18 protein-coding genes are annotated in these 19490 nt (G+C 53.4%); 9 read left to right on the top strand and 9 right to left on the bottom strand.

Translation table 11 applies throughout. The features are described 5' to 3' along the window. Positions 1 to 322 precede the first annotated feature (322 nt). Both AAZT04_RS04670 and AAZT04_RS04665 read left to right on the top strand, forming a co-directional pair. Complete coding sequence (locus AAZT04_RS04670) at positions 323 to 949, top strand: hypothetical protein (protein ID WP_434679112.1); 627 nt, start codon at positions 323 to 325, stop codon at positions 947 to 949. After that, on the top strand, positions 946 to 1569 hold the full coding sequence (locus tag AAZT04_RS04665; RefSeq protein ID WP_434679110.1) for a hypothetical protein: 624 nt from the start codon (positions 946 to 948) through the stop codon (positions 1567 to 1569). Before AAZT04_RS04670 ends, AAZT04_RS04665 begins: the two co-directional genes overlap by 4 nt. Before the next feature lie 309 nt (positions 1570 to 1878). On the opposite strand, the gene AAZT04_RS04660 is transcribed toward AAZT04_RS04665, so the two are convergent. Further along, positions 1879 to 2214 carry a TfoX/Sxy family DNA transformation protein gene (locus tag AAZT04_RS04660; RefSeq protein ID WP_434679108.1) on the bottom strand — a complete coding sequence of 112 codons (336 nt, stop codon included), beginning with the start codon at positions 2212 to 2214 and terminating at the stop codon, positions 1879 to 1881. A gap of 82 nt (positions 2215 to 2296) precedes the next feature. Continuing rightward, the gene (locus AAZT04_RS04655; protein WP_434679106.1) at positions 2297 to 2956 is read right to left on the bottom strand and encodes a TfoX/Sxy family DNA transformation protein; all 660 of its coding nucleotides are present in this window, start codon (positions 2954 to 2956) and stop codon (positions 2297 to 2299) included. Between the two features lie 232 nt (positions 2957 to 3188). Between AAZT04_RS04655 and sulA the strand changes: the two genes are divergently transcribed. After that, positions 3189 to 3695, top strand: a complete 507-nt coding sequence (gene sulA / locus AAZT04_RS04650; protein WP_020826173.1) for an SOS-induced cell division inhibitor SulA — start codon at positions 3189 to 3191, stop codon at positions 3693 to 3695. Positions 3696 to 4053: 358 nt separating this feature from the next. Next, on the top strand, positions 4054 to 5130 hold the full coding sequence (ompA, locus tag AAZT04_RS04645; RefSeq protein ID WP_020826172.1) for a porin OmpA: 1077 nt from the start codon (positions 4054 to 4056) through the stop codon (positions 5128 to 5130). Positions 5131 to 5233: 103 nt separating this feature from the next. Here the strand turns inward: ompA and matP are convergent, their stop codons facing one another. Further along, complete coding sequence (matP, locus tag AAZT04_RS04640) at positions 5234 to 5692, bottom strand: macrodomain Ter protein MatP (protein ID WP_041415290.1); 459 nt, start codon at positions 5690 to 5692, stop codon at positions 5234 to 5236. A gap of 209 nt (positions 5693 to 5901) precedes the next feature. On the opposite strand from matP, the gene AAZT04_RS04635 reads away from it, so the two are divergent. From AAZT04_RS04635 to fabF, 4 genes are all read left to right on the top strand, one after another. Further along, positions 5902 to 7653, top strand: coding sequence for an AAA family ATPase (locus AAZT04_RS04635; RefSeq protein WP_207214229.1), 1752 nt, complete (start codon positions 5902 to 5904; stop codon positions 7651 to 7653). A 68-nt stretch (positions 7654 to 7721) separates the two neighbouring features. Then, positions 7722 to 8240 (top strand): bifunctional 3-hydroxydecanoyl-ACP dehydratase/trans-2-decenoyl-ACP isomerase, encoded by a 519-nt coding sequence (gene fabA, locus AAZT04_RS04630; RefSeq protein ID WP_012006178.1) that lies wholly within the window; start codon positions 7722 to 7724, stop codon positions 8238 to 8240. A gap of 130 nt (positions 8241 to 8370) precedes the next feature. After that, positions 8371 to 8898: a winged helix-turn-helix transcriptional regulator gene (locus tag AAZT04_RS04625; protein WP_048761943.1), complete on the top strand. Its 528-nt coding sequence runs from the start codon at positions 8371 to 8373 to the stop codon at positions 8896 to 8898. Continuing rightward, positions 8895 to 10169: a beta-ketoacyl-ACP synthase II gene (gene fabF / locus AAZT04_RS04620; RefSeq protein ID WP_129940241.1), complete on the top strand. Its 1275-nt coding sequence runs from the start codon at positions 8895 to 8897 to the stop codon at positions 10167 to 10169. Before AAZT04_RS04625 ends, fabF begins: the two co-directional genes overlap by 4 nt. Before the next feature lie 64 nt (positions 10170 to 10233). Here the strand turns inward: fabF and rmf are convergent, their stop codons facing one another. From rmf to rlmKL, 6 genes are all read right to left on the bottom strand, one after another. Beyond that, positions 10234 to 10404: a ribosome modulation factor gene (gene rmf / locus AAZT04_RS04615; protein ID WP_071827009.1), complete on the bottom strand. Its 171-nt coding sequence runs from the start codon at positions 10402 to 10404 to the stop codon at positions 10234 to 10236. Between the two features lie 271 nt (positions 10405 to 10675). Next, positions 10676 to 11233 carry a membrane integrity-associated transporter subunit PqiC gene (pqiC, locus tag AAZT04_RS04610; protein ID WP_129983611.1) on the bottom strand — a complete coding sequence of 186 codons (558 nt, stop codon included), beginning with the start codon at positions 11231 to 11233 and terminating at the stop codon, positions 10676 to 10678. Beyond that, entirely contained in the window at positions 11230 to 12873 is a 1644-nt protein-coding gene (pqiB, locus tag AAZT04_RS04605) for an intermembrane transport protein PqiB (RefSeq protein ID WP_020826166.1), read from the bottom strand. The genes pqiC and pqiB overlap by 4 nt, the downstream gene beginning before the upstream one ends. Further along, positions 12860 to 14176 (bottom strand): membrane integrity-associated transporter subunit PqiA, encoded by a 1317-nt coding sequence (gene pqiA, locus AAZT04_RS04600; protein WP_020826165.1) that lies wholly within the window; start codon positions 14174 to 14176, stop codon positions 12860 to 12862. Before pqiA ends, pqiB begins: the two co-directional genes overlap by 14 nt. Before the next feature lie 74 nt (positions 14177 to 14250). Continuing rightward, entirely contained in the window at positions 14251 to 16155 is a 1905-nt protein-coding gene (locus AAZT04_RS04595; protein WP_046373980.1) for an ABC transporter ATP-binding protein, read from the bottom strand. A gap of 5 nt (positions 16156 to 16160) precedes the next feature. Next, positions 16161 to 18281, bottom strand: a complete 2121-nt coding sequence (gene rlmKL, locus AAZT04_RS04590) for a bifunctional 23S rRNA (guanine(2069)-N(7))-methyltransferase RlmK/23S rRNA (guanine(2445)-N(2))-methyltransferase RlmL (protein WP_129983636.1) — start codon at positions 18279 to 18281, stop codon at positions 16161 to 16163. A 103-nt stretch (positions 18282 to 18384) separates the two neighbouring features. Between rlmKL and AAZT04_RS04585 the strand changes: the two genes are divergently transcribed. After that, on the top strand, positions 18385 to 19488 hold the full coding sequence (locus tag AAZT04_RS04585) for a YcbX family protein (protein WP_020826162.1): 1104 nt from the start codon (positions 18385 to 18387) through the stop codon (positions 19486 to 19488). The last annotated feature ends 2 nt before the right edge of the window (positions 19489 to 19490 follow it).

Below are 19490 nucleotides of genomic sequence, written 5' to 3'. Positions count from 1 at the left end.
AAAGCACAATGGACCTAGCGGCATAAACGATCGACAAGGCAGGGATGACTATGCAGTTGTCACCGCGGTCAAGTTGCGACAGCCCGAATTCAGCATGGCCCGACAACAAATGCTGCAACGTCAGCGATAAAAAATCTGAACAGGCCAAACTCGGAAACCCGTGAGTATGACCAGGCCCTGATTGATGTCATTTATGCGGAATGCGGGAAGACCAACTCACATGGTCAATTAATTAGATTCATACACTCTTCGGCTGCCTAGCAAGCGGGAGTCGCTGGACGATACACATTGGAAAAACCAAAGGTTCAGGATGAACTGCGAAATGAAAGCGATTATTAAATCAATTTTTCTCAGTGTTCTACTTCTCCAATCTCAGTATGCAATGTGCGGAACGGCGATAAGTATATACGCCGGCGCGCATGGCAACGCTATATTGATTGATTCTGGCGAAAGTAAAACGCTACTTGTAGCTGGGGGAGCAATACCCCAAGGTCCGGCTACGCCTTCGGATTGCTTCGCAAAGGCCACACTGCACCTAAAAAAGGGGCCAAATTATTATGAGGGGGCACTCAATCCTGTTCACAACGAGATAATCGACACCGATACTAATGCTATTTCAGGAAAGCAAGCTGGCGTATTTATTTATCCGTCTCGTATCCGCATTGGAAATGTGGAAGTTGATGGTATCTGTGCAGACGGCATAGATTTTTCGGGTTACTATAAAAAAGTCGCCGAGCAAAGTGCAAAGTATGCAAGCACTTTCACTTATTTCATGCGCATGGAAGACCAGAATGCAGCGGAAATGAGAAAAAAAGGTAAGTCCGCTGAGGCAAATGAAGAATTGCGGCCTTTCATTGAGGCAAACCACAGCAAACTGAAATTAGATAATCAAGACAGAAAAATCGTCGAATCCATTTCGAAAGAATATATATTCACACAGAAGCCATGATTACGCTTGCTGTCAACGAGGGGCGCCCTTGCAAAAACGATTGGGATTCAACCTTAACGGTGGGGGAATGGATGAAGAAAAGATTAATAGGTTCGCTAGCGTTCCTACTGTGCATTGCATGGATATCACTTCCTGTCTACGCTACAGAGGAGTCGCCACTCGAAGTCTCTGCCAACGCGATTCGGGTCGGCTGCTTGGTGTCGTTCGCTAAACAATTTCATCCCGTTCAGGATGACCCTTTGAGTGCCGCTCCATTTGATTTGCTGGCAACATGGCAATGTGACGATGGTGAGAAGTCGGTAATTGACAAATATGAGATAAACGGCGCCAGCCCAGAGGTGGCGACTGTGTTGTACTGGGGGCAGCACCACATCGTAGTACTTGTTAAATGGTCAATAAACTCACAGGCGGCGGATTATAGTGGTGATTTTTATAAGGTATTTATATATAAATCCACCAAAACTTCCGGCAAAGATAATTTTGAAAGGGACGTCGCCGCAATGAAACGTCTTCCTGCTGGCTGGGACGGTCAAGCGAAAGACGGAAAAACCATTGTGTATCCATTTAAGGATGCAGATTCGATACGCAAGAGGCTTCAGGCAATTAATTTTGATAAATAGCCGGTTCAAGAAAACAATTTAGAATAATGATGTTGCGAAAAAGAAATGAAATTGATTGTCAAATCATTTCCGGTTGGCTCTACACTTTTTCACGCCACCTACAATTCAACGGCCATCCGCTCCCGCCGAGATAAGTAAGAGTTGGTTGAGCAGCTTGACTATGGAGGAGCGTTAAGGATGAGATATCTTTTTGTTAATCTGACGATACTATTTTTGGTGCAATCTTCGCGTTTTGGCGGGGGTGACCTGATGTTATCAAAGGCAAGTGGCGGAGGTTCACATAAATACCGAGTTTCCACGCGTTCCATTCTACGCATGGAACGACCGGCAGCTTGCTGGGCGACTTTTTGCGGTTAATGTAAAAAGGATTGCGAATGTTACTTCCGATGATTCCGAGTGCATCACGCCAAGAATTAGAGCAACTCTCATGCGATAGCTGCGCTTGTCCCCATTGAATCGTAAATCATAAATATTACGAATACCTGCTCGCCACAGCAGGCGCTCCATATTGATGTCGATGTTCGGTAAGGTTTTTAATCGACTCTGATTGTCAGCTTGAACCTCAAGCTCCCGCCGCGCCTCCCGAATGGCTTGCCGCGCCAGTCCTATCAGTTCCTCCCTTTCTCGCCACATGGTTTCATCCACCTAGTAATAGCAGATTGGGTTGGTGATTGAACTCTTGCCGGAACTGACGATGCTTAATACGCAAATAGGTAAATCGGCATAATCATTCGGGGCTATTTATCAGGCCCCTTATTTTTGGATTGTGACCGTGGCTCAGCAACATCATGGTACGCTCGAACCATTGCGTCAGTTCACTGCGCAATTGCGAAGGCAAGGCCGCATGATGGTAACCGGCAATGGCCCCACCCAATGATAGCAGCACCCGTAGCCCTAAATTCTTTTGCTGTTGCAACAGCCTCAGATAGCTGCGCTTAGCCCCATTGAGTCGTAAATCATAAACATTACGAATACCGGCTCGCCACAGCAGGCGCTCCATATTGATGTCGATATTCGGTAAGGTTTTTAATCGACTCTGATTGCCAGCTTTAACCTCAAGCTCCCGCCGCGCCTCCCGGATGGCTTGCCAGGCCAATCCTATCAGCTCCTCCCTGTCTCGCCACATGGCTTCATCCACCCAGTAATAGCGCATGGTAATTGGCACCCCGCGTTTGGAGTAGACCATATTGACCATGCCGCGCGAACGGAAGACAGATTCCAGCCCTTCCGTAGCGCGGAGATAAAGCTCTCCTTCGGCGATCACGGCAAACATGATGCCGTCAGCCAGTATGCCATAGCCTCCGAACTGTGAGCGTGTGGTGATACCGCCCAATGCGTAAAAACAGGCTTTGGCCTGTGCGATCCTTCCCGTTGATGTCCCTTTCATAACGTTCTCCTGGTGTAGGTTACCGTTCTATCATTTCCCGTATCAATGAAATAAAACTAACGCGAACAAGTAATTAGAAAAATACGCACTATCCGTGGTCATGCCAATCATAAAAGTTGATCGTATAAAAAATGATCGCGATTATGCGAGGTGCCACGAAGATTTGGGTTGATCTTAATGGCAACTGGATGTACTGTATAAACATACAGTGACACTACGGGCGGGATACTTTATGCGTACTCAATCACTCTACAAAACCCATTTCAGCCACACCTCTTTTGCGGTGAACAATGCTGCAGAAAACACAGATGCCGGCAACAAGAATGGCCTTATCAGTGAACTTGTTTACAACGAGCATCAGCCCGCAGTGGCGCAACTGTTGCTGCCTTTGCTACAGCAGTTGGGCATGCAGTCGCGCTGGTTGTTATGGCTGACTCCACAGCAAAAGCTGAGCAAACGGTGGCTACAGCAGTCCGGCCTGCCGGTTGGGAAAGTGGTGCAGCTGAGCCAAATCAGTCCGCTGGACACGGTCGAAGCGATGGAAAAAGCGTTACTGACGGGAAATTACAGTGTCGTACTCGGCTGGCTGCCCGATCTTACAGAAGAAGATCGTCTAAAATTAAGACGCGCGGCAGAATTAGGTAACGCTTATGGGTTCATTATGCGTCCTCAACGTGACATAAACCCGGTTCACGGACAGTGTTCCACCCTAAAAATTCACTCTTCTTTGTATCATTAAGTAAATTTAGGATTTTTCCCATCATTTTCATCGTTCCTCAATGGAACCTTTATGGGATCAGGGGCAAAGCGAGTGCGGCTGCGGTTCCGCGTCCCAAAACGAACGTCAAAATGCTCGTTTTTTTGCCGGTTAATGTTAGTAAATATGTACGATTCCGCGTTTTTTTTTAGAGCTTTATCACATCACACTTGTAACTTTCGCGCCACGTTGTAGACTTTACATCGCCAAGGTTGCTCTATAACGCCAGATAAACTGGCCGAGTAACAAACGAGGGCTCAAACCTTGGCGAAGGAATTTAACCAAGGGCTTAAAACAGCTTTAAAGCTCATTGCCTATTTGGATGATAACGAGGCGCAAAATGAAAAAGACAGCTATCGCATTAGCAGTGGCACTGGCTGGTTTCGCTACCGTAGCGCAAGCCGCCCCAAAAGATAATACCTGGTACACCGGTGCTAAACTGGGCTGGTCCCAGTACCATGACACTGGTTTCTACGGCAACGGTTACCAGAATGGTATCGGCAATGGTCCGACCCATAAAGATCAACTGGGTGCTGGCGCGTTCCTGGGTTACCAGGCGAACCAATACCTGGGCTTCGAGCTGGGCTATGACTGGCTTGGCCGTATGCCTTACAAAGGCAGCGTGAACAACGGTGCTTTCAAAGCACAGGGCGTTCAACTGGCAGCTAAACTGAGCTACCCAATCATCGACGATCTGGACATCTACACTCGTCTGGGTGGTATGGTATGGCGTGCAGATTCCAAAGCTAACTACGGCAATGGCACTCGTCTGAGCGACCACGACACTGGCGTTTCTCCGCTGGCTGCAGTGGGTGTTGAGTACGCACTGACCAAAAACTGGGCTACTCGCCTGGACTACCAATTCGTTAGCAACATCGGTGATGCAGGTACTGTCGGCGCACGTCCAGACAACACCATGCTGAGCCTGGGTGTTTCTTACCGTTTCGGTCAGGATGATGTTGTTGCTCCAGCACCAGCTCCGGCTCCAGCTCCAGTTGTTGAAACCAAGCGTTTCACTCTGAAGTCTGACGTGCTGTTCAACTTCAACAAATCCACTCTGAAAGCAGAAGGCCAACAGGCTCTGGACCAGCTGTACACTCAGCTGAGCTCCATGGATCCTAAAGATGGTTCTGTTGTAGTTCTGGGTTACACCGACGCCGTTGGTTCTGACCAGTACAACCAGAAACTGTCTGAAAAACGCGCTCAAAGCGTTGTTGACTACCTGGTATCTAAAGGTATTCCTTCAGACAAAATCTCTGCACGTGGTATGGGCGAAGCTGATTCCGTCACTGGTAACACCTGTGGCTACAAAGCTGGCCGTGCTACCAAAGCACAGATCGATTGCCTGGCACCAGATCGTCGCGTAGAGATCGAAGTTAAAGGTATCAAAGACGTTGTAACTCAGCCACAAGGCTAAGCTACCACTCTTAGTAAAAAACCCCGCTATGCGGGGTTTTTTTTCGCTCAAAATCAGCGTAACTGGCTACGTGCCCCCTTTCAAGGAATCACGGAGCGGGGACTTACTGTTCGTCTTTACCGAGAATGGCTTTTAAATCCTGTTTCAGCGATGACATCTGACTGGCATACTTCTCTTTACGTTCCGCATCTTCAATCAACTGAACCACGGTTTCTGACAAAGTCACGCCACGGCGACGAGCCAGGCCGGCCAAACGCTGCCAAACCAAAAACTCCAGATCGATAGATTTTTTACGCGTATGTTGGTGTTCTGCGTTAAAATGACGTTTACGCCGTGCGCGGATCGTCTGCTTCATCCGGTTATCCAGTTCCGGATTCATATGGTGGCTAATCCACGTCAGCACTTTTACCGGCTCATTTTCCAGCTTCAGCAGCTCTTCAATGGCTTCCTGAGCAACGCTGTTTTCAATGTGGCGGGTAATAGCTTCCCCTTCCCGGTGCTTCTTCACCAGGTACTTCCATTTCCAACCGCTCTCCAGATTTTCCAGTTGCTGATATTTCATCGTGAGCTCTTCAGTGACCGCGTAACTTTAATTAAGCATAACAGCTTTACGCCGAATTTCCCCGGCAATTCCCCCTCTTTTAGACTGTTTTTTGCACAGTCATCGCGCGATGTCAAACTCCCTGACACCAACTACGACTCTGCATGTATCAAGCTGTCATTATTCTTGTATAATCGCCCTTTCCCTTTTTGACGATTGCATCTAACACTTTGACCAATAACCGACTTGAATGGCAATCACTGTTGCCGGACGTTACGCCTTATCAAGCGATATTTGATACCGCCGCGCAGTTGGCGCCCGTGTCCTTTGCTTCCATTCAGCCTCGGCTGGAAAATGCACTGACGCTGTTTTGCCATCCACAGTCGCCACCGCGTTTCATGCTGTTGAAAGCGCAGGAAACGCGTGAGTATCTGGCATTGATAGCCCAGGCAGTTGAGCAACTGCAACCGCAGAATACCGCGTTTAAGGGCAGTCACTATGTGATCCAGGGCAGCAAAGTCAGCGTTGAACCCGCAAGCCAGGGTGATGAAGCCTTTGCGGCCGGTGGCGCCTGTGTGTTTCAGGAGTGGATTGAGCCGGAGCAGCTGTTTGGCTGCGTCAGGATCCACAACAATGAAATCAGCTTGCAACCTGGCCTGGTGCATAAAGCCAACGGTGGCGTGCTGATCCTGTCGGCACGTTCCCTGCTGGCTCAGCCGTTACTGTGGCTGCGGTTGAAGCAAATGATCACCCAGCGCCAATTCCATTGGGTTTCCCCGGATGAAACGCGACCGCTGCCGATTGCCATTCCCCCGATGCCGTTGGAATTACGGCTAATCGTTGTGGGCGATCGCCACGGTCTGGCCGATTTCCATGATATCGAGCCGGAGCTGAGCGAGCAGGCGGTCTACGGCGAATACGAAGAAGATCTGCAACTCACCGAAATCGATGACATGGCGCAATGGTGTGGCTACGTCAATGCCCTTATCGACGAGAAGCAATTACCACCGCTGGCCGCCGATGCCTGGTATCCGTTAATGGTTCAAGCCGTGCGTCACAGCGGCGATCAGGGCAATCTGCCGCTCTCCCCGCTGTGGATCAGCCAACAACTTTCTGAAGCGGCGCTGTATGCCGAGGAAGAGAGCATCACCGCCAAAGCATTCGAAGCCGCATTGAATGCCCGCGAGTGGCGTGAAAGCTACCTCGCAGAGCGGATGCAGGATGAAATTGAGCTAGGCCAAATCCTGATTGAAACCGAAGGTGAAGTCGTCGGCCAGATCAACGGCCTGTCGGTGCTGGAGTATCCTGGCCACCCACGCAGCTTTGGCGAACCATCTCGCATCAGCTGTGTGGTGCATCTTGGCGATGGCGAATTTACCGACGTCGAGCGCAAAGCCGAACTTGGCGGTAATCTGCATGCTAAAGGCATGATGATTATGCAGGCGTTCCTGATTTCCGAACTGGAACTGGACCAGCCGCTACCCTTCTCGGCTTCAATCGTGTTTGAGCAATCTTACGGCGAAGTGGATGGCGACAGCGCCTCACTGGCCGAGTTATGTGCGCTTATCAGTGCACTCTCGTCGCAGCCAATTACCCAGCAGATTGCGGTAACCGGCTCCGTCGACCAATTCGGCAATGTACAGCCTATTGGCGGCGTCAACGAGAAGATCGAAGGCTTTTTCGAAGTTTGCCAACGTCGCGGTTTGACAGGCAAACAGGGCATCATCATGCCCGCTACCAACGTGCGCCACCTGTGTCTACGCCAGGACGTAGTCGATGCGGTGCGCGAGGGGCAATTCCATCTGTGGGCCGTCGACAGCGCCGCAGAGGCCTTGCCATTACTCACCGGTTATCCTTACTCTGATGAACAGCAACCTAATCTGTTGGCTGCGATTCAGGAACGGATTGCACAGGTGAATCCGCAGGAACGCCGGCGCTGGCCGTGGCCACTTCGTTGGCTCAACTGGTTCAACCACGGCTGATCGGACTTGTTCAGCGTACACGTGTAAGCTAATCTGCGCCCTTCATTAAAATAAGGTTTACTGAGAACATGGTAGAAAAACGCGACTCCTATACGAAAGAAGACCTCGAAGCATCCGGCCGTGGCGAGCTGTTTGGCGCCGGCGGCCCGCCGTTGCCGGCAGGTAACATGTTGATGATGGACCGCGTGGTCAAGATGACCGAAGACGGTGGTACCCACAACAAAGGCTATGTGGAAGCGGAACTGGATATCAATCCTGACCTGTGGTTCTTCGGTTGCCACTTTATCGGCGATCCAGTGATGCCAGGCTGCCTGGGTCTGGATGCCATGTGGCAGTTGGTAGGCTTCTACCTCGGCTGGCTGGGTGGCGAAGGCAAAGGTCGTGCGCTGGGCGTGGGTGAAGTTAAATTCACCGGCCAGGTATTGCCGACTGCGAAGAAAGTCACCTACCGCATCAACTTCAAACGCGTGATCATCCGTAAGCTGATTATGGGTGTGGCTGATGGTGAAGTTCTGGTCGACGGCCAGGTGATTTACACCGCCAGCGATCTTAAAGTGGGCCTGTTCAAGGACACTGCTGCGTTCTAATCGCAGTCACGGCGGCCCTTCCCGGTCGCCGTTTTATTTCCCCGCCATTATCGTGCCCTGTGCTTTTAAACCCCAGGTTCATGGCGGCTAAATAGTAACTACAATTATTGTAGTTACCAGGAGGTATGCCATGCAGAAAACCCGTTTTGACAACATGCCATGCCCAGTAGCCCGCTCACTGGACCGCGTGGGAGAATGGTGGAGCATCCTGATACTTCGCGATGCGTTCCATGGCCTATCGCGGTTTGATGAATTCCAGCAAAGCCTGGGGCTTTCGCCCACCATATTGACCCGCCGCCTGAGATACCTGGTGGAAAGCGGTATCCTGCATAAGCAGCGATATCAAACCCGACCAGTACGGTATGAGTATCTTCTCACCGAACGCGGTAAGGATTTTTTCCCAGTGCTCGCGGCCCTGTTCCATTGGGGAAATACCCATCTGGCCGATGACGGCATTAGCGCGGAACTGGTCGACCGCCGTACCGGGCAGCCAATACGCGTAGAACTGATCGACAGCATTACCCGGCAGCCTATCGCGCTGCATAATATTACCTTAGCGCCAGGGCCGGCAGCGACCGACGGTATGCGCCAACGCGCGGCCCTGATGCAGCAGAACCTTTCTGCATTCCCCCCCGAATCATCCAAGGAGTCACTATGAACAGTCGTCGTATAGTCATTACCGGCATGGGCGCCGTTTCGCCACTGGGATGCGGCGTAGAGGCTATCTGGCAGCGTCTGCTGAATGGCCAGTCCGGTATTCGTCCGCTCCCGGAAGAGATCGTTGCCGACCTGCAGGTTAAAATCGGCGGGCAGGTGCCTTCACTGGAGCAGGACGCCGAGGCAGGTTTTGACCCCGACAGCTCCGTACCGCCAAAAGACCAAAAGAAAATGGACCGCTTTATTCTGCTGGCGATGGCGGCGGCCGATGAGGCCATTCGTCAGGCAGGCTGGACAGCGGATACGGAAGATAAGCAGGAGCGCACCGCAACCGTGATTGCCTCCGGTATCGGTGGCTTTCCGGCGATTGCTCACGCGGTGCGCACCACCGACAGCCGGGGAGCCAAACGCCTTTCGCCATTTACCATTCCTTCGTTCCTGGTCAATCTGGCGGCCGGTCATGTGTCGATTAAGCACCAGTTCAAGGGCCCGATCGGCGCCCCCGTTACCGCTTGTGCAGCAGGCGTCCAGGCTATTGGCGACGCGGTACGCATGATTCGTAATGATGAGGCCGATATCGCGCTGTGTGGCGGTACAGAAGCCGCAATCGACACCGTCAGCCTCGGGGGCTTTGCCGCAGCGCGCGCCATGTCCACGACGTCACCTGAAGAGGCAGAAAAAGCCTCCCGGCCATTCGACAGTGCCCGCAACGGTTTTGTCATGGGGGAAGGTGCCGGCATGTTGGTTATTGAAACGCTGGAACATGCGCTGGCGCGTGGTGCCACACCACTGGCAGAAATTGTCGGCTACGGTACCAGTGCCGATGCCTACCACATGACCTCCGGTGCTGAAGACGGTGACGGCGCCTATCGCGCAATGAAAATTGCGCTGAAACAGGCCGGTGTCGCACCGGAGCAAATTCAGCACCTGAATGCCCACGCGACCTCAACACCCGTCGGTGATTTGGGTGAGATCAACGCCATTAAACACCTGTTCGGTACCGGGGGCAGCGTAGCCATCACGTCGACCAAATCCGCCACTGGGCATTTACTCGGGGCTGCTGGCGGGCTGGAAACCATATTTACGGCGCTGGCATTGCGCGATCAGATCGCACCAGCCACGCTGAATCTGGATAATCCGGATCCGGCGGCCGAGGGGTTGCATTTGGTGGCCAATAAAGCGCAACCAATGACCATCAACTACGCGCTGTCGAACGGCTTTGGCTTTGGCGGCGTGAATGCGAGTATCTTGCTGAAACGCTGGCAGGGATAAGACCGTTTAAACAAAAACCTCCGCCCGGAGCGGAGGTTATTCCTTTTTTTTGACAGAGAGCCGCTTAAGCGGTCACAGCCCTGTCTTCCATGGCTTCTCGCCAACCTCCCAGCCATTGAGACCGGGCGTCCACAGATGATTGGTAGGGACAATATTCCCTAGAACGCCCTAAGATACCTGCCTGATAACCTCGTGAATGCGCCCTTTCCAGACGATCGCGTTTCTGTCTCTTCATGCCTCGTTTCCCTCATATTTGGTCTGGTGGAAAGAAAACAATGGCTGCTTTTTGTGCAGCCACGTATAAGCAATAGCGCTAAATGAAGGGAAGATCAATGCGCAAAATTCACGCCAATGTCATATTTGTGAGCTACACACGCAGAATTGGCTAAGTGGCTGATATGCCGGGAAAGAGGTTAACTAATTGAAATAAAATAAAAATCCCTCCCGACGAAAAGTTTTAATATTTTTCATCGGAAGGGATTAGACCTTTTTAGTCCAAATTATGACTAAAAACGACCGGCCTGCGAGGCGATGGACTGCGCCTCTTGCTGCCAGCCTTGCGCCAAGGTACGGACTAACGCATCGTAACCATCCTCGCCCTGTTTCAGCTCCAGGCTGAATGGCCGTTTGGTCAGCTTGCCTTGATGACTCAGCACCCATTCGCCACGAATAATCACCTTGCCATCAAAACGACCATGGAAACCGCTGATCGTCACGTTCAACACATCCTGATCGCTGCTCATCGGCTGGGAGGAGACCACCCAGCCCGGCAATGCGCTGCTCAGGTTAGTGACCAGCGTTTGCTGCAGCTGCTGGTCGAGCGGGCTGGCCCACAGGTTATTCTGAGCAATAACGTACTGCACATCATTGGTTTGATAAACCACGCCGTTCTGCGCCAGATAATCCGCCACGGTGACGTGTTCCAACCACAGTTGGCGAGAAGTCTCACCGCCGCTCACCTGTGTCGGCGCACCCAGCGCCGGCAGTTGGTAGTAGGTTTTCTGTGGTGTGCTGCTACAGGCGCTGAGTACCAGCGCCAGGGCTACAGGAATCCATTTCATCATTTATTGGCCTTCTTCGGCTGAGGATCGTTACTGCCCGCGGCTTCAAATACCAGCGCGTTGCTCTTTTCGTTCAGAGTGCGCAGCACTGGCTGCAACTCACGCAGCACCTGATCGAGACGTTGCATATCGCCGACCATCTTGTTGTAGGCCGGTGAACCTGGCTGGAAGCCTTTCATGCTGCGATTCAGCTCCTGCAGCGTTTTCTGCATATCCTGCGGCAGTGCCTTCATCTCTTTGCTGGCGATGATGTCGTTCAACGATTTCATGGTCTGTTGCGTCGACTTCATGGTTTTCTGACTTTCCGCCAGGGTCTTGGTCGCTTCATTGATCATCGGATTCAATGGCATCGCGTTGATCTTATCCAAGGTCTGCATCAGTTTCTGTTGGATCTGCGCCAGACCGCCGCTGGTGGTCGGCATCAACGGATAACCAAACAGCTCACGCGGCCCTTTCCACGGTTTCTCCTGCGGATAGAAATCCAGATCGATGTACAGTGAACCGGTTAGCAGGTTGGCAGATTTGAGCGCAGCACGCATACCGCGAGATTCAGCATCTTTCAGATGGCCTTCAATATCGAAATTGCCGCCCAACTGTTTTTGGAAACGATCGGGTTCGATGCGGATCAGCACCGGGATCCGGTAATCGTTATCCAGACGCTGCATCATACCTTCTTTATAGAATGGCACTTGCGCCACGGTCCCCAAACGGATGCCGCGGAACTCAACTGGCGCCCCCGGCTGCAGGCCACGGATCGAGTCGGAGAAGAACATCAGGTAATCTTTGTGTACGGTGTACAACGAATCCTGGATGCTGCGTTGGTTATCGAACAGCTGATATTCGGTTTTCTCTTTTACCTGCTCACCGCGATCCCAACCGTCCGGCACGTCAAAGCTGACGCCACCGCTGAACAGCGTAGCCAGGGACCCCATTTCTACCCGCATCCCCTGCGCGGACATGTCGAAGGCCACGCCGCTGTCTTTCCAGAAGCGAACGTTGCTGGTCACCAGTTGGTCGTAAGGAGCTGAGACGAACAGCTGATAACGCATAGCGCGCATTTTCGGATCAAAATAGCTGGTCTCTACCGAGCCAACGCGGTAGCCACGGAACAATACCGGATCGCCGGCATTCAACTGACCCGATTTCTCACTGTCCAGTATGATGCGCAAACCTTTGGCGTCCGGAGAAGCCAACGGTGGTGCATCCAGCAGTTGGTAATCGTTTTTCTCTTTGCCTTTTTTGCCCGGCTGCAGCTCGATGTAAGCCCCAGACAGCAACGTACCCAGACCGGAAATGCCTTCACGGCCAATCTGCGGTTTCACCACCCAGAAGGCGGTATCCTCGCGCAGCAATTTCTCCATGCCGGAGTTTAACCGAGCCTGCACCACCACCTTGCTCAGGTCATCGCTCAGGGTCACGGTTTCCACTACACCGACGTCAACGCTACGGCTGGTGATTTTGGTTTTACCCGCCTCCAGCCCTTCAGCGGTTGTGGTGACCAGCGTCACCTGAGGCCCCTGGTGGCTGAAATGGTAAAACAGGATCCAGGCGCCGATCAGCGCAGTGACGATGGGGATAATCCACACCGGCGACCAGCGCTTGATCTTTTCAACGTCCGCGACGCTATGATTATTTTCCGTCACCTTGCGGCTCCTTTTTTATTGTTTCATTTACGCGATCCCAGGTCAGCCGGGGGTCAAACGTCATGGCAGCAAACATAGTGAGGATCACCACCATGGCGAACAGCAGTGCGCCAGTAGCAGGATAAATACTCATCAATTGTCCCATCCGTACCAATGCCGAAAGCACGGCAATCACAAACACGTCGATCATTGACCAACGGCCAACGAATTCAACCACTTCATAAATCAGGTGCATCCGTTCGCTGTCAGCCCGGGGTTTATGCCTGCCGTTAGCATCCCAGCACAACCAGCCAATCGCCAACATTTTCAACGAAGGCACCATGATGCTGGCGATGAAGATCACCATCGCCACCGGATAAGATCCCTCGCCCCACAGCAGGATCACCCCGGCCATGATGGTAGAGGTGATTTTGTTGCCCAGGGCTTCGGTAACCATAATAGGCAGCAGATTAGCCGGAATATACAGCATGATAGAGGTGACAAGCAGTGCCAATGTCCATTGCAAACTGTGGCGACGACGGACATAACCTTTGGTGTGGCAACGCGGGCAACGGGTCATCTCGGCCGGCAGAATCGCCGTACAGCATTGGCAAGAGCGCAGGCCCTGGCGCAACCCGATGTGCCCAACCTGCATTGGACGATCGAGCCGCGGTGCAGGTTCAATGTCATTCCATAACCAGCGGCGATCGACACATTGGAAGGCACGCACCTGCAGCAGGCAGAACAGGCAATAAGGCACAAAGCTGCTGCCGATACCGATATCGCCATAGGCCATCAGCTTGACGAAGCTGACCAACACCCCTGCGAGGAAAATCTCCACCATGCACCAGGTTTTAAACTGGAACAGCATCTTGGCCATCCACTCTTTCAGGCCAAGGGGGATGCGCACTCGGGCACACAGCACAATGATCGCCACCATGCAGAATGCAGGGATCAACTGTACGAACACCATAAACAACGTGGCCATGCTGGCGTAGTCTTCCGCCACCATCACCTGCGGGATCTGGATCAGTTTGATTTCGTTACCGAGGCCGGCAACGCGCATATTGATAAACGGGAAAATATTCGCCAGCAGCAGCATGAACAATGCGCTGAGGGCATAGCCAATTGGCCGCTTGCGCGGTTCCTGCCAGCGTGAGCTGAGGGTCGTTTTACAACGCGGGCATACCGCTTTTGAACCATATGCCAGCGGCGGCAACGCCACCAACATGTCGCATTGTGGACACAGCATCAGATTGTCCTGTTGCTGTTTTGCGTGTGTTGCGTGACTGTGCTGCTCGTGATTCTCGTGGGAACACACCATAATCCTCCTTAACAACGTCGCTCACCGGTACGGCAATACCGTCCGCAGCAGCGCGCGGACGGTATTCTCAACGGTTAGCCGTTTTTCATCGCTTCCAACTCTTCCCAACGGGCGAAGGCTTCTTCCAACGCCCCTTCGGCAGCGGCCAGCGCCGTCAACACCTGTTGTGTTTCGCTGTGAGGGCGCGTGAAGAAATCAGCATCGCTCATTTGCGCCTGCAGTGCTTCAATTTCCGCTTCCAGCTGTTCAAGGCGTTGCGGCAACTGTTCCAGTTCGCGTAACAAGTTATAGCTCAGTTTAGCCGCCGGTTTCTTGGGCTGTTCAGCCTTTTTCTCCGCCGCCGGTTTATTCTGTTCAGCCGCAACCTGACGAATAGGTTTTGCCGTTGCGCGCTGGTGGTGCGCATCGTAATAACCGCCGACAAAGGTGCTGATCTCGCCGTTGCCTTCAAAGATCCAGCACTCAGTCACGGAGTTGTCGACGAATTGACGATCGTGGCTCACCAGCAGCACGGTGCCCTGATAGCCATCGATCAACTCTTCCAGCAGCTCCAGCGTTTCGACGTCAAGATCGTTGGTTGGTTCATCGAGAATCAATAAGTTGCTTGGCTTCAGGAACAGCTTGGCCAGCAACAGACGGTTACGCTCGCCGCCTGACAATGCTTTCACCGGCGTCATGGCGCGTTTCGGGTGGAACAGGAAGTCCTGCAGATAGCCCAGTACGTGGCGGGAACGGCCATTGACCATCACCTCCTGCTTGCCTTCTGCCAGGTTGTCCATCACCGTACGTTCCGGATCCAGTTCGGCGCGGTGCTGGTCGAAGTAGGCCACTTCAAGCTTGGTGCCGCAGTGTACGCGACCGCTGTCGGCCTTCAACTGGCCAAGCATCAGCTTCAGCAAGGTCGTCTTGCCGCAGCCGTTCGGACCGACCAGGGCAATCTTGTCGCCGCGCTGCACCTGAGCGGAGAAATTGCGCACCAGCACTTTACCGCCGACCTGATAGTTGACGTCTTCCATCTCGAACACAATCTTGCCGGAGCGTACCGCTTCTTCAACCTGCATTTTGGCGGTGCCCATCACTTCACGACGTTCTGAACGCTCGTTACGTAACGCCTTCAGCGCACGTACGCGGCCTTCGTTACGGGTACGACGCGCCTTGATGCCCTGACGGATCCACACTTCTTCCTGCGCCAGCTTGCGGTCGAATTCGGCGTTTTGCAGCTCTTCTACCCGCAGCGCTTCTTCTTTGCTCAGCAGATACAGATCATAATTGCCCGGCCAGGACACCAGCTTGCCACGGTCGAGATCGACAATGCGCGTCGCCATGTTGCGGATAAAGGAACGGTCGTGGGAAATGAACACGATGCTGCCCTGGAACTCTTTCAGGAAGCCTTCCAGCCAGTCGATGGTGGTAATGTCCAGGTGGTTGGTCGGTTCGTCCAGCAGCAATACGCGTGGAGAGCTGACCAGCGCGCGCCCCAGCGCCGCTTTACGCAGCCAACCGCCGGAAAGCGAGGAAAGCTCCGCGTCCCCGTTCAGGCCCAGCTGCAACAGCACTTCGCTGATGCGGCTGTCGAGCTGCCAAAGTCCCTGGTGATCGAGGATTTCCATAATCTGCGCCATACGCGTCAGGTTTTTTTCGCTCGGATCGGTTTCCACCAGGTGCGAAATCGCGTGATAGGCCTTCAGGTGTTCCGCCTGCTCGGCCACGCCTTCGGCCACGAAATCGAATACTGTCCCGCCGATATTGCGCGGGGGATCCTGTTGCAGACGCGCAACGATCAGATCTTGCTCGTAAATCACCCGGCCATCGTCCAGCGGAATTTCTTTACCGAGGATCTTCAACAGCGTGGATTTACCGGCGCCATTACGCCCAACCAGACAAACGCGTTCGTTGTCTTCAATATGAATTTCGGTGTTATCTAAAAGCGGCGCATCGCTGAAGGACAGCCAGGCACCGGACATGCTGATTAACGACATAGTAATTATTTTCCTTCGCCGGCGTGGGTAACCAGCCAGCAGTTATGAATTTGACGGTTACGGGCAAAGTCCTGCGACTGCGTCTGGGCGGTAATTTCTTTCGCCTCCAGACCCAGGGCGCTCAGGCCGGCCATATCCATCTGGAAACCGCGCTTGTTGTTCGAGAACATGATGGTCCCGTTACGACGCAGTAACCGTTTCAAATCTTGCATCAGCACCAGGTGATCGCGCTGAACGTCAAAAGTGTTCTCCATCCGCTTGGAGTTGGAGAAGGTCGGCGGATCGATAAAGATCACATCGAATTGTTCGTCGGCATTTTGCAGCCATGACAGGCAATCCGCATGGATCAATCTGTGCTGTTTGCCGGTCAGGCCGTTAACGCGCAGGTTTTTCTCTGCCCATTCGAGATAGGTACGCGACATATCCACCGTGGTGGTACTGCGCGCGCCACCCAATCCGGCGTGTACGCTGGCGGTGCCGGTATAGGCGAACAGGTTGAGGAAGTCTTTGCCCTTGCTCATCTCACCCAGCATGCGGCGAGCAATGCGGTGGTCGAGGAACAGGCCGGTATCGAGATAGTCTGTCAGGTTAACCCACAGCTTGGCGTTAAACTCTTCCACCAACAGGAACTCGCCCTTCTGCGCCAGTTTTTCATACTGGTTTTTGCCTTTCTGGCGCTCACGGGTTTTCAGGATCAGCTGATTGGACGGCAATTCCAGCACCGCCAGCGTGGCATTGATCACATCGAACAGACGTTGACGCGCTTTCTGCGCATCGATGGTTTTCGGCGGCGCATACTCTTGTACCACCACCTTGCTGCCGTAGCGGTCTACCGCCACGTTGTATTCCGGCAGGTCAGCATCATACAGGCGATAGCATTCAATGCCCTGCTGTTTGGCCCACTTGTCGAGCTTCTTCAGGTTCTTGCGCAGGCGGTTGGCAAAATCTTCCGCTACCTGAATACCGCCGGAGCCCTGTGGGTTCTCCGCCAGTTGGTAATTTTTCTGCACGCAGTCCAGCGGGCCATTTTTGGCCTTGAACTGGCGTTCGGCACGCAGTTGCAGGCAGCTCAGCAGTTCCGGCGATGCGCTGAACAATGACAACTGCCAGCCGCCGAATGCGCTCTTCATGATACGGCCCAGCATATTATGCAAGGCGATCAGCGCCGGTTCACTTTCCAGACGCTCGCCGTACGGCGGGTTGCACACTACGGTGCCCGTCGGGCCTTCCGGCAGTGGATTGGTCAGTTTGGCGACGTCGTTGATGTTAAAGGTAATCAGTTCGGCAACGCCTGCACGACGGGCATTGCCGCGCGCCATTTCAATCACCCGACGATCGATATCAGAACCGAAGAAACGTGAGGTGGTTTCTTGCAAGCCACGGCGTGCACGCACCTGTGCTTCGGTGATCACTTCGCGCCACAGATCGACGTTATGGCCATTCCAGGCGGTAAAGCCCCAATGTTGACGGTGCAGACCCGGAGCGCGATCGGAAGCTATCATCGCCGCTTCGATCAATAGCGTCCCCGAGCCACACATAGGATCGAGCATCGGAGTCCCCGGCTGCCAGCCGGAACGTTGCACAATCGCCGCCGCCAGGCTCTCTTTCAGCGGTGCCTGGCCGGTCAGATCACGGTAGCCACGTTGATGCAGGCCTTCACCGCTCAGATCGAGCGCCACGCTGGCCATATCACGCTGCAGGAACACATTGACGCGAATATCCGGCTGTTGCTTCGCAACCGTCGGACGCTGGTCGAGTTTGCGAGTGAAGCTGTCGACGATGGCGTCCTTAACCTTCAACGCACCATATTGGCTGTTGCGGATCTCTTCGTTCACGCCGCTGAAATGCACGGCGAAGGTTTTATCCACGCCGAAAATGTTAGTCCAGTCGATCGCCTGCACACCCAGATACAGATCCAGATCGCTGTGCACGCGGAATTCATTCAGCGGCAGCAAAATACGTGAGGCCAGACGGCTCCACAGCAAGCTTTGGTACAGAAGACGATCGCCACCCTGAAAATGTACCCCACCCTGCACTACTTTACAGGCGTGAGCGCCCAGCGCTTCCAGTTCGCTTTTTAACAGTTCTTCCAGTCCACGCGCCGTGCTGGCAAACAGAGAGTTCATATCGTACTTATCACCAAAAAGAAAATTGTTGCGCATTATAGCTAATCCAGACCGCTTGTCATAAAGTTGCTCCCTTCTATTTAATAATCGCACGGGGATAAGGGTGATTACGCTTTCGAAAATTTACGTTCATCCGGTGAAATCGCTTCGTGGTTTGCAGCTTTCGCACGCGCAGGCTTCCAGCAGTGGATTGGCTTTCGACCGTACCTTTATGATCACCGAACCGGATGGCACCTTTATTACCGCGCGCCAATATCCGCAAATGGTGATGTTCACCCCGGCTCTGCTGCCCGATGGGCTATTTCTGACCGCGCCGGACGGAGAAAGTGCGGCCATCCGCTTCAGCGATTTCGCCCCTGAGGCGCAACCGACCGAAGTTTGGGGCAATCATTTCACCGCCCTGATTGCGCCGGCAGCGATTAACAGCTGGCTGAGCGGTTATTTCCAGCGTGAAGTGCAGCTGCGTTGGCTTGGCCCCGAGCTGACCCGCCGCGTGAAAAAACACCCGGAAATCCCCCTTTCTTTCGCCGACGGCTATCCTTATTTGCTGATCAACGAAGCCTCATTCAACGATTTGCAGCAACGTTGCCCCGGCAGCATCAAGCTTGAGCAGTTCCGCCCCAATCTGGTGGTCACCGGCGCGAATGCCTGGGCCGAGGATGGTTGGCAGGTGATCCGCGTCGGTGACGTGATGTTTGATCTGGTCAAGCCCTGTAGCCGCTGCGTGTTGACCACCGTCAGCACCGAACGTGGGCGCAAGCACCCAAGCGGCGAACCACTGAGCACTCTGCAGAAATTCCGCACGGCTGATAACGGCGATATCGATTTTGGCCAGAATATGGTGGCGCGCAGCAGCGGTATTATCCGCGTCGGCGATAGAGTAGAAGTGTTATCCACCAAGCCGCCACGCCCGTATGGCGCTGGAAAAGTGGTTGAGAGCGTGCAGGCACCGCAGGACAGTGAACATAGCGTCACTATCGAATACGCGGGAACGGTGTTTACCGGCAATAATCAGCAGATCTTACTGGAGCAGTTGGAACAGCAAGGGCTCCGCGTGCCTTATTCATGCCGTGCGGGAATTTGCGGAAGTTGTCGCATCACCTTGGTCAGTGGCGAAGTGGCGCCGCTGAAGAAAAGTGCGGTAGCCAACAATGGCACCATCCTTTGCTGCAGCTGTATTCCAAAAAGCGATTTGACGCTGGCGTAATC

Origin of the sequence: Serratia sp. Je.1.23.a (assembly GCF_051129805.1) — a bacterium.
Taxonomy (GTDB): Bacteria; Pseudomonadota; Gammaproteobacteria; order Enterobacterales; family Enterobacteriaceae; genus Serratia; species Serratia liquefaciens.
The sequence above is the reverse complement of the archived record's forward strand: the minus strand, read 5'-3'. Positions and strand labels throughout refer to the sequence as shown.

Coding starts and splice junctions, on each gene's coding strand:
- AAZT04_RS04670 (WP_434679112.1), top strand. CDS start 323: ATGAAAGCGATTATTAAATCAATTTTTCTCAGTGTTCTACTTCTCCAA.
- AAZT04_RS04665 (WP_434679110.1), top strand. CDS start 946: ATGATTACGCTTGCTGTCAACGAGGGGCGCCCTTGCAAAAACGATTGG.
- AAZT04_RS04655 (WP_434679106.1), bottom strand. CDS start 2,956: ATGAAAGGGACATCAACGGGAAGGATCGCACAGGCCAAAGCCTGTTTT.
- sulA (WP_020826173.1), top strand. CDS start 3,189: ATGCGTACTCAATCACTCTACAAAACCCATTTCAGCCACACCTCTTTT.
- ompA (WP_020826172.1), top strand. CDS start 4,054: ATGAAAAAGACAGCTATCGCATTAGCAGTGGCACTGGCTGGTTTCGCT.
- matP (WP_041415290.1), bottom strand. CDS start 5,692: ATGAAATATCAGCAACTGGAAAATCTGGAGAGCGGTTGGAAATGGAAG.
- fabA (WP_012006178.1), top strand. CDS start 7,722: ATGGTAGAAAAACGCGACTCCTATACGAAAGAAGACCTCGAAGCATCC.
- AAZT04_RS04625 (WP_048761943.1), top strand. CDS start 8,371: ATGCAGAAAACCCGTTTTGACAACATGCCATGCCCAGTAGCCCGCTCA.
- fabF (WP_129940241.1), top strand. CDS start 8,895: ATGAACAGTCGTCGTATAGTCATTACCGGCATGGGCGCCGTTTCGCCA.
- rmf (WP_071827009.1), bottom strand. CDS start 10,404: ATGAAGAGACAGAAACGCGATCGTCTGGAAAGGGCGCATTCACGAGGT.
- pqiC (WP_129983611.1), bottom strand. CDS start 11,233: ATGATGAAATGGATTCCTGTAGCCCTGGCGCTGGTACTCAGCGCCTGT.
- pqiA (WP_020826165.1), bottom strand. CDS start 14,176: ATGGTGTGTTCCCACGAGAATCACGAGCAGCACAGTCACGCAACACAC.
- AAZT04_RS04595 (WP_046373980.1), bottom strand. CDS start 16,155: ATGTCGTTAATCAGCATGTCCGGTGCCTGGCTGTCCTTCAGCGATGCG.
- rlmKL (WP_129983636.1), bottom strand. CDS start 18,281: ATGAACTCTCTGTTTGCCAGCACGGCGCGTGGACTGGAAGAACTGTTA.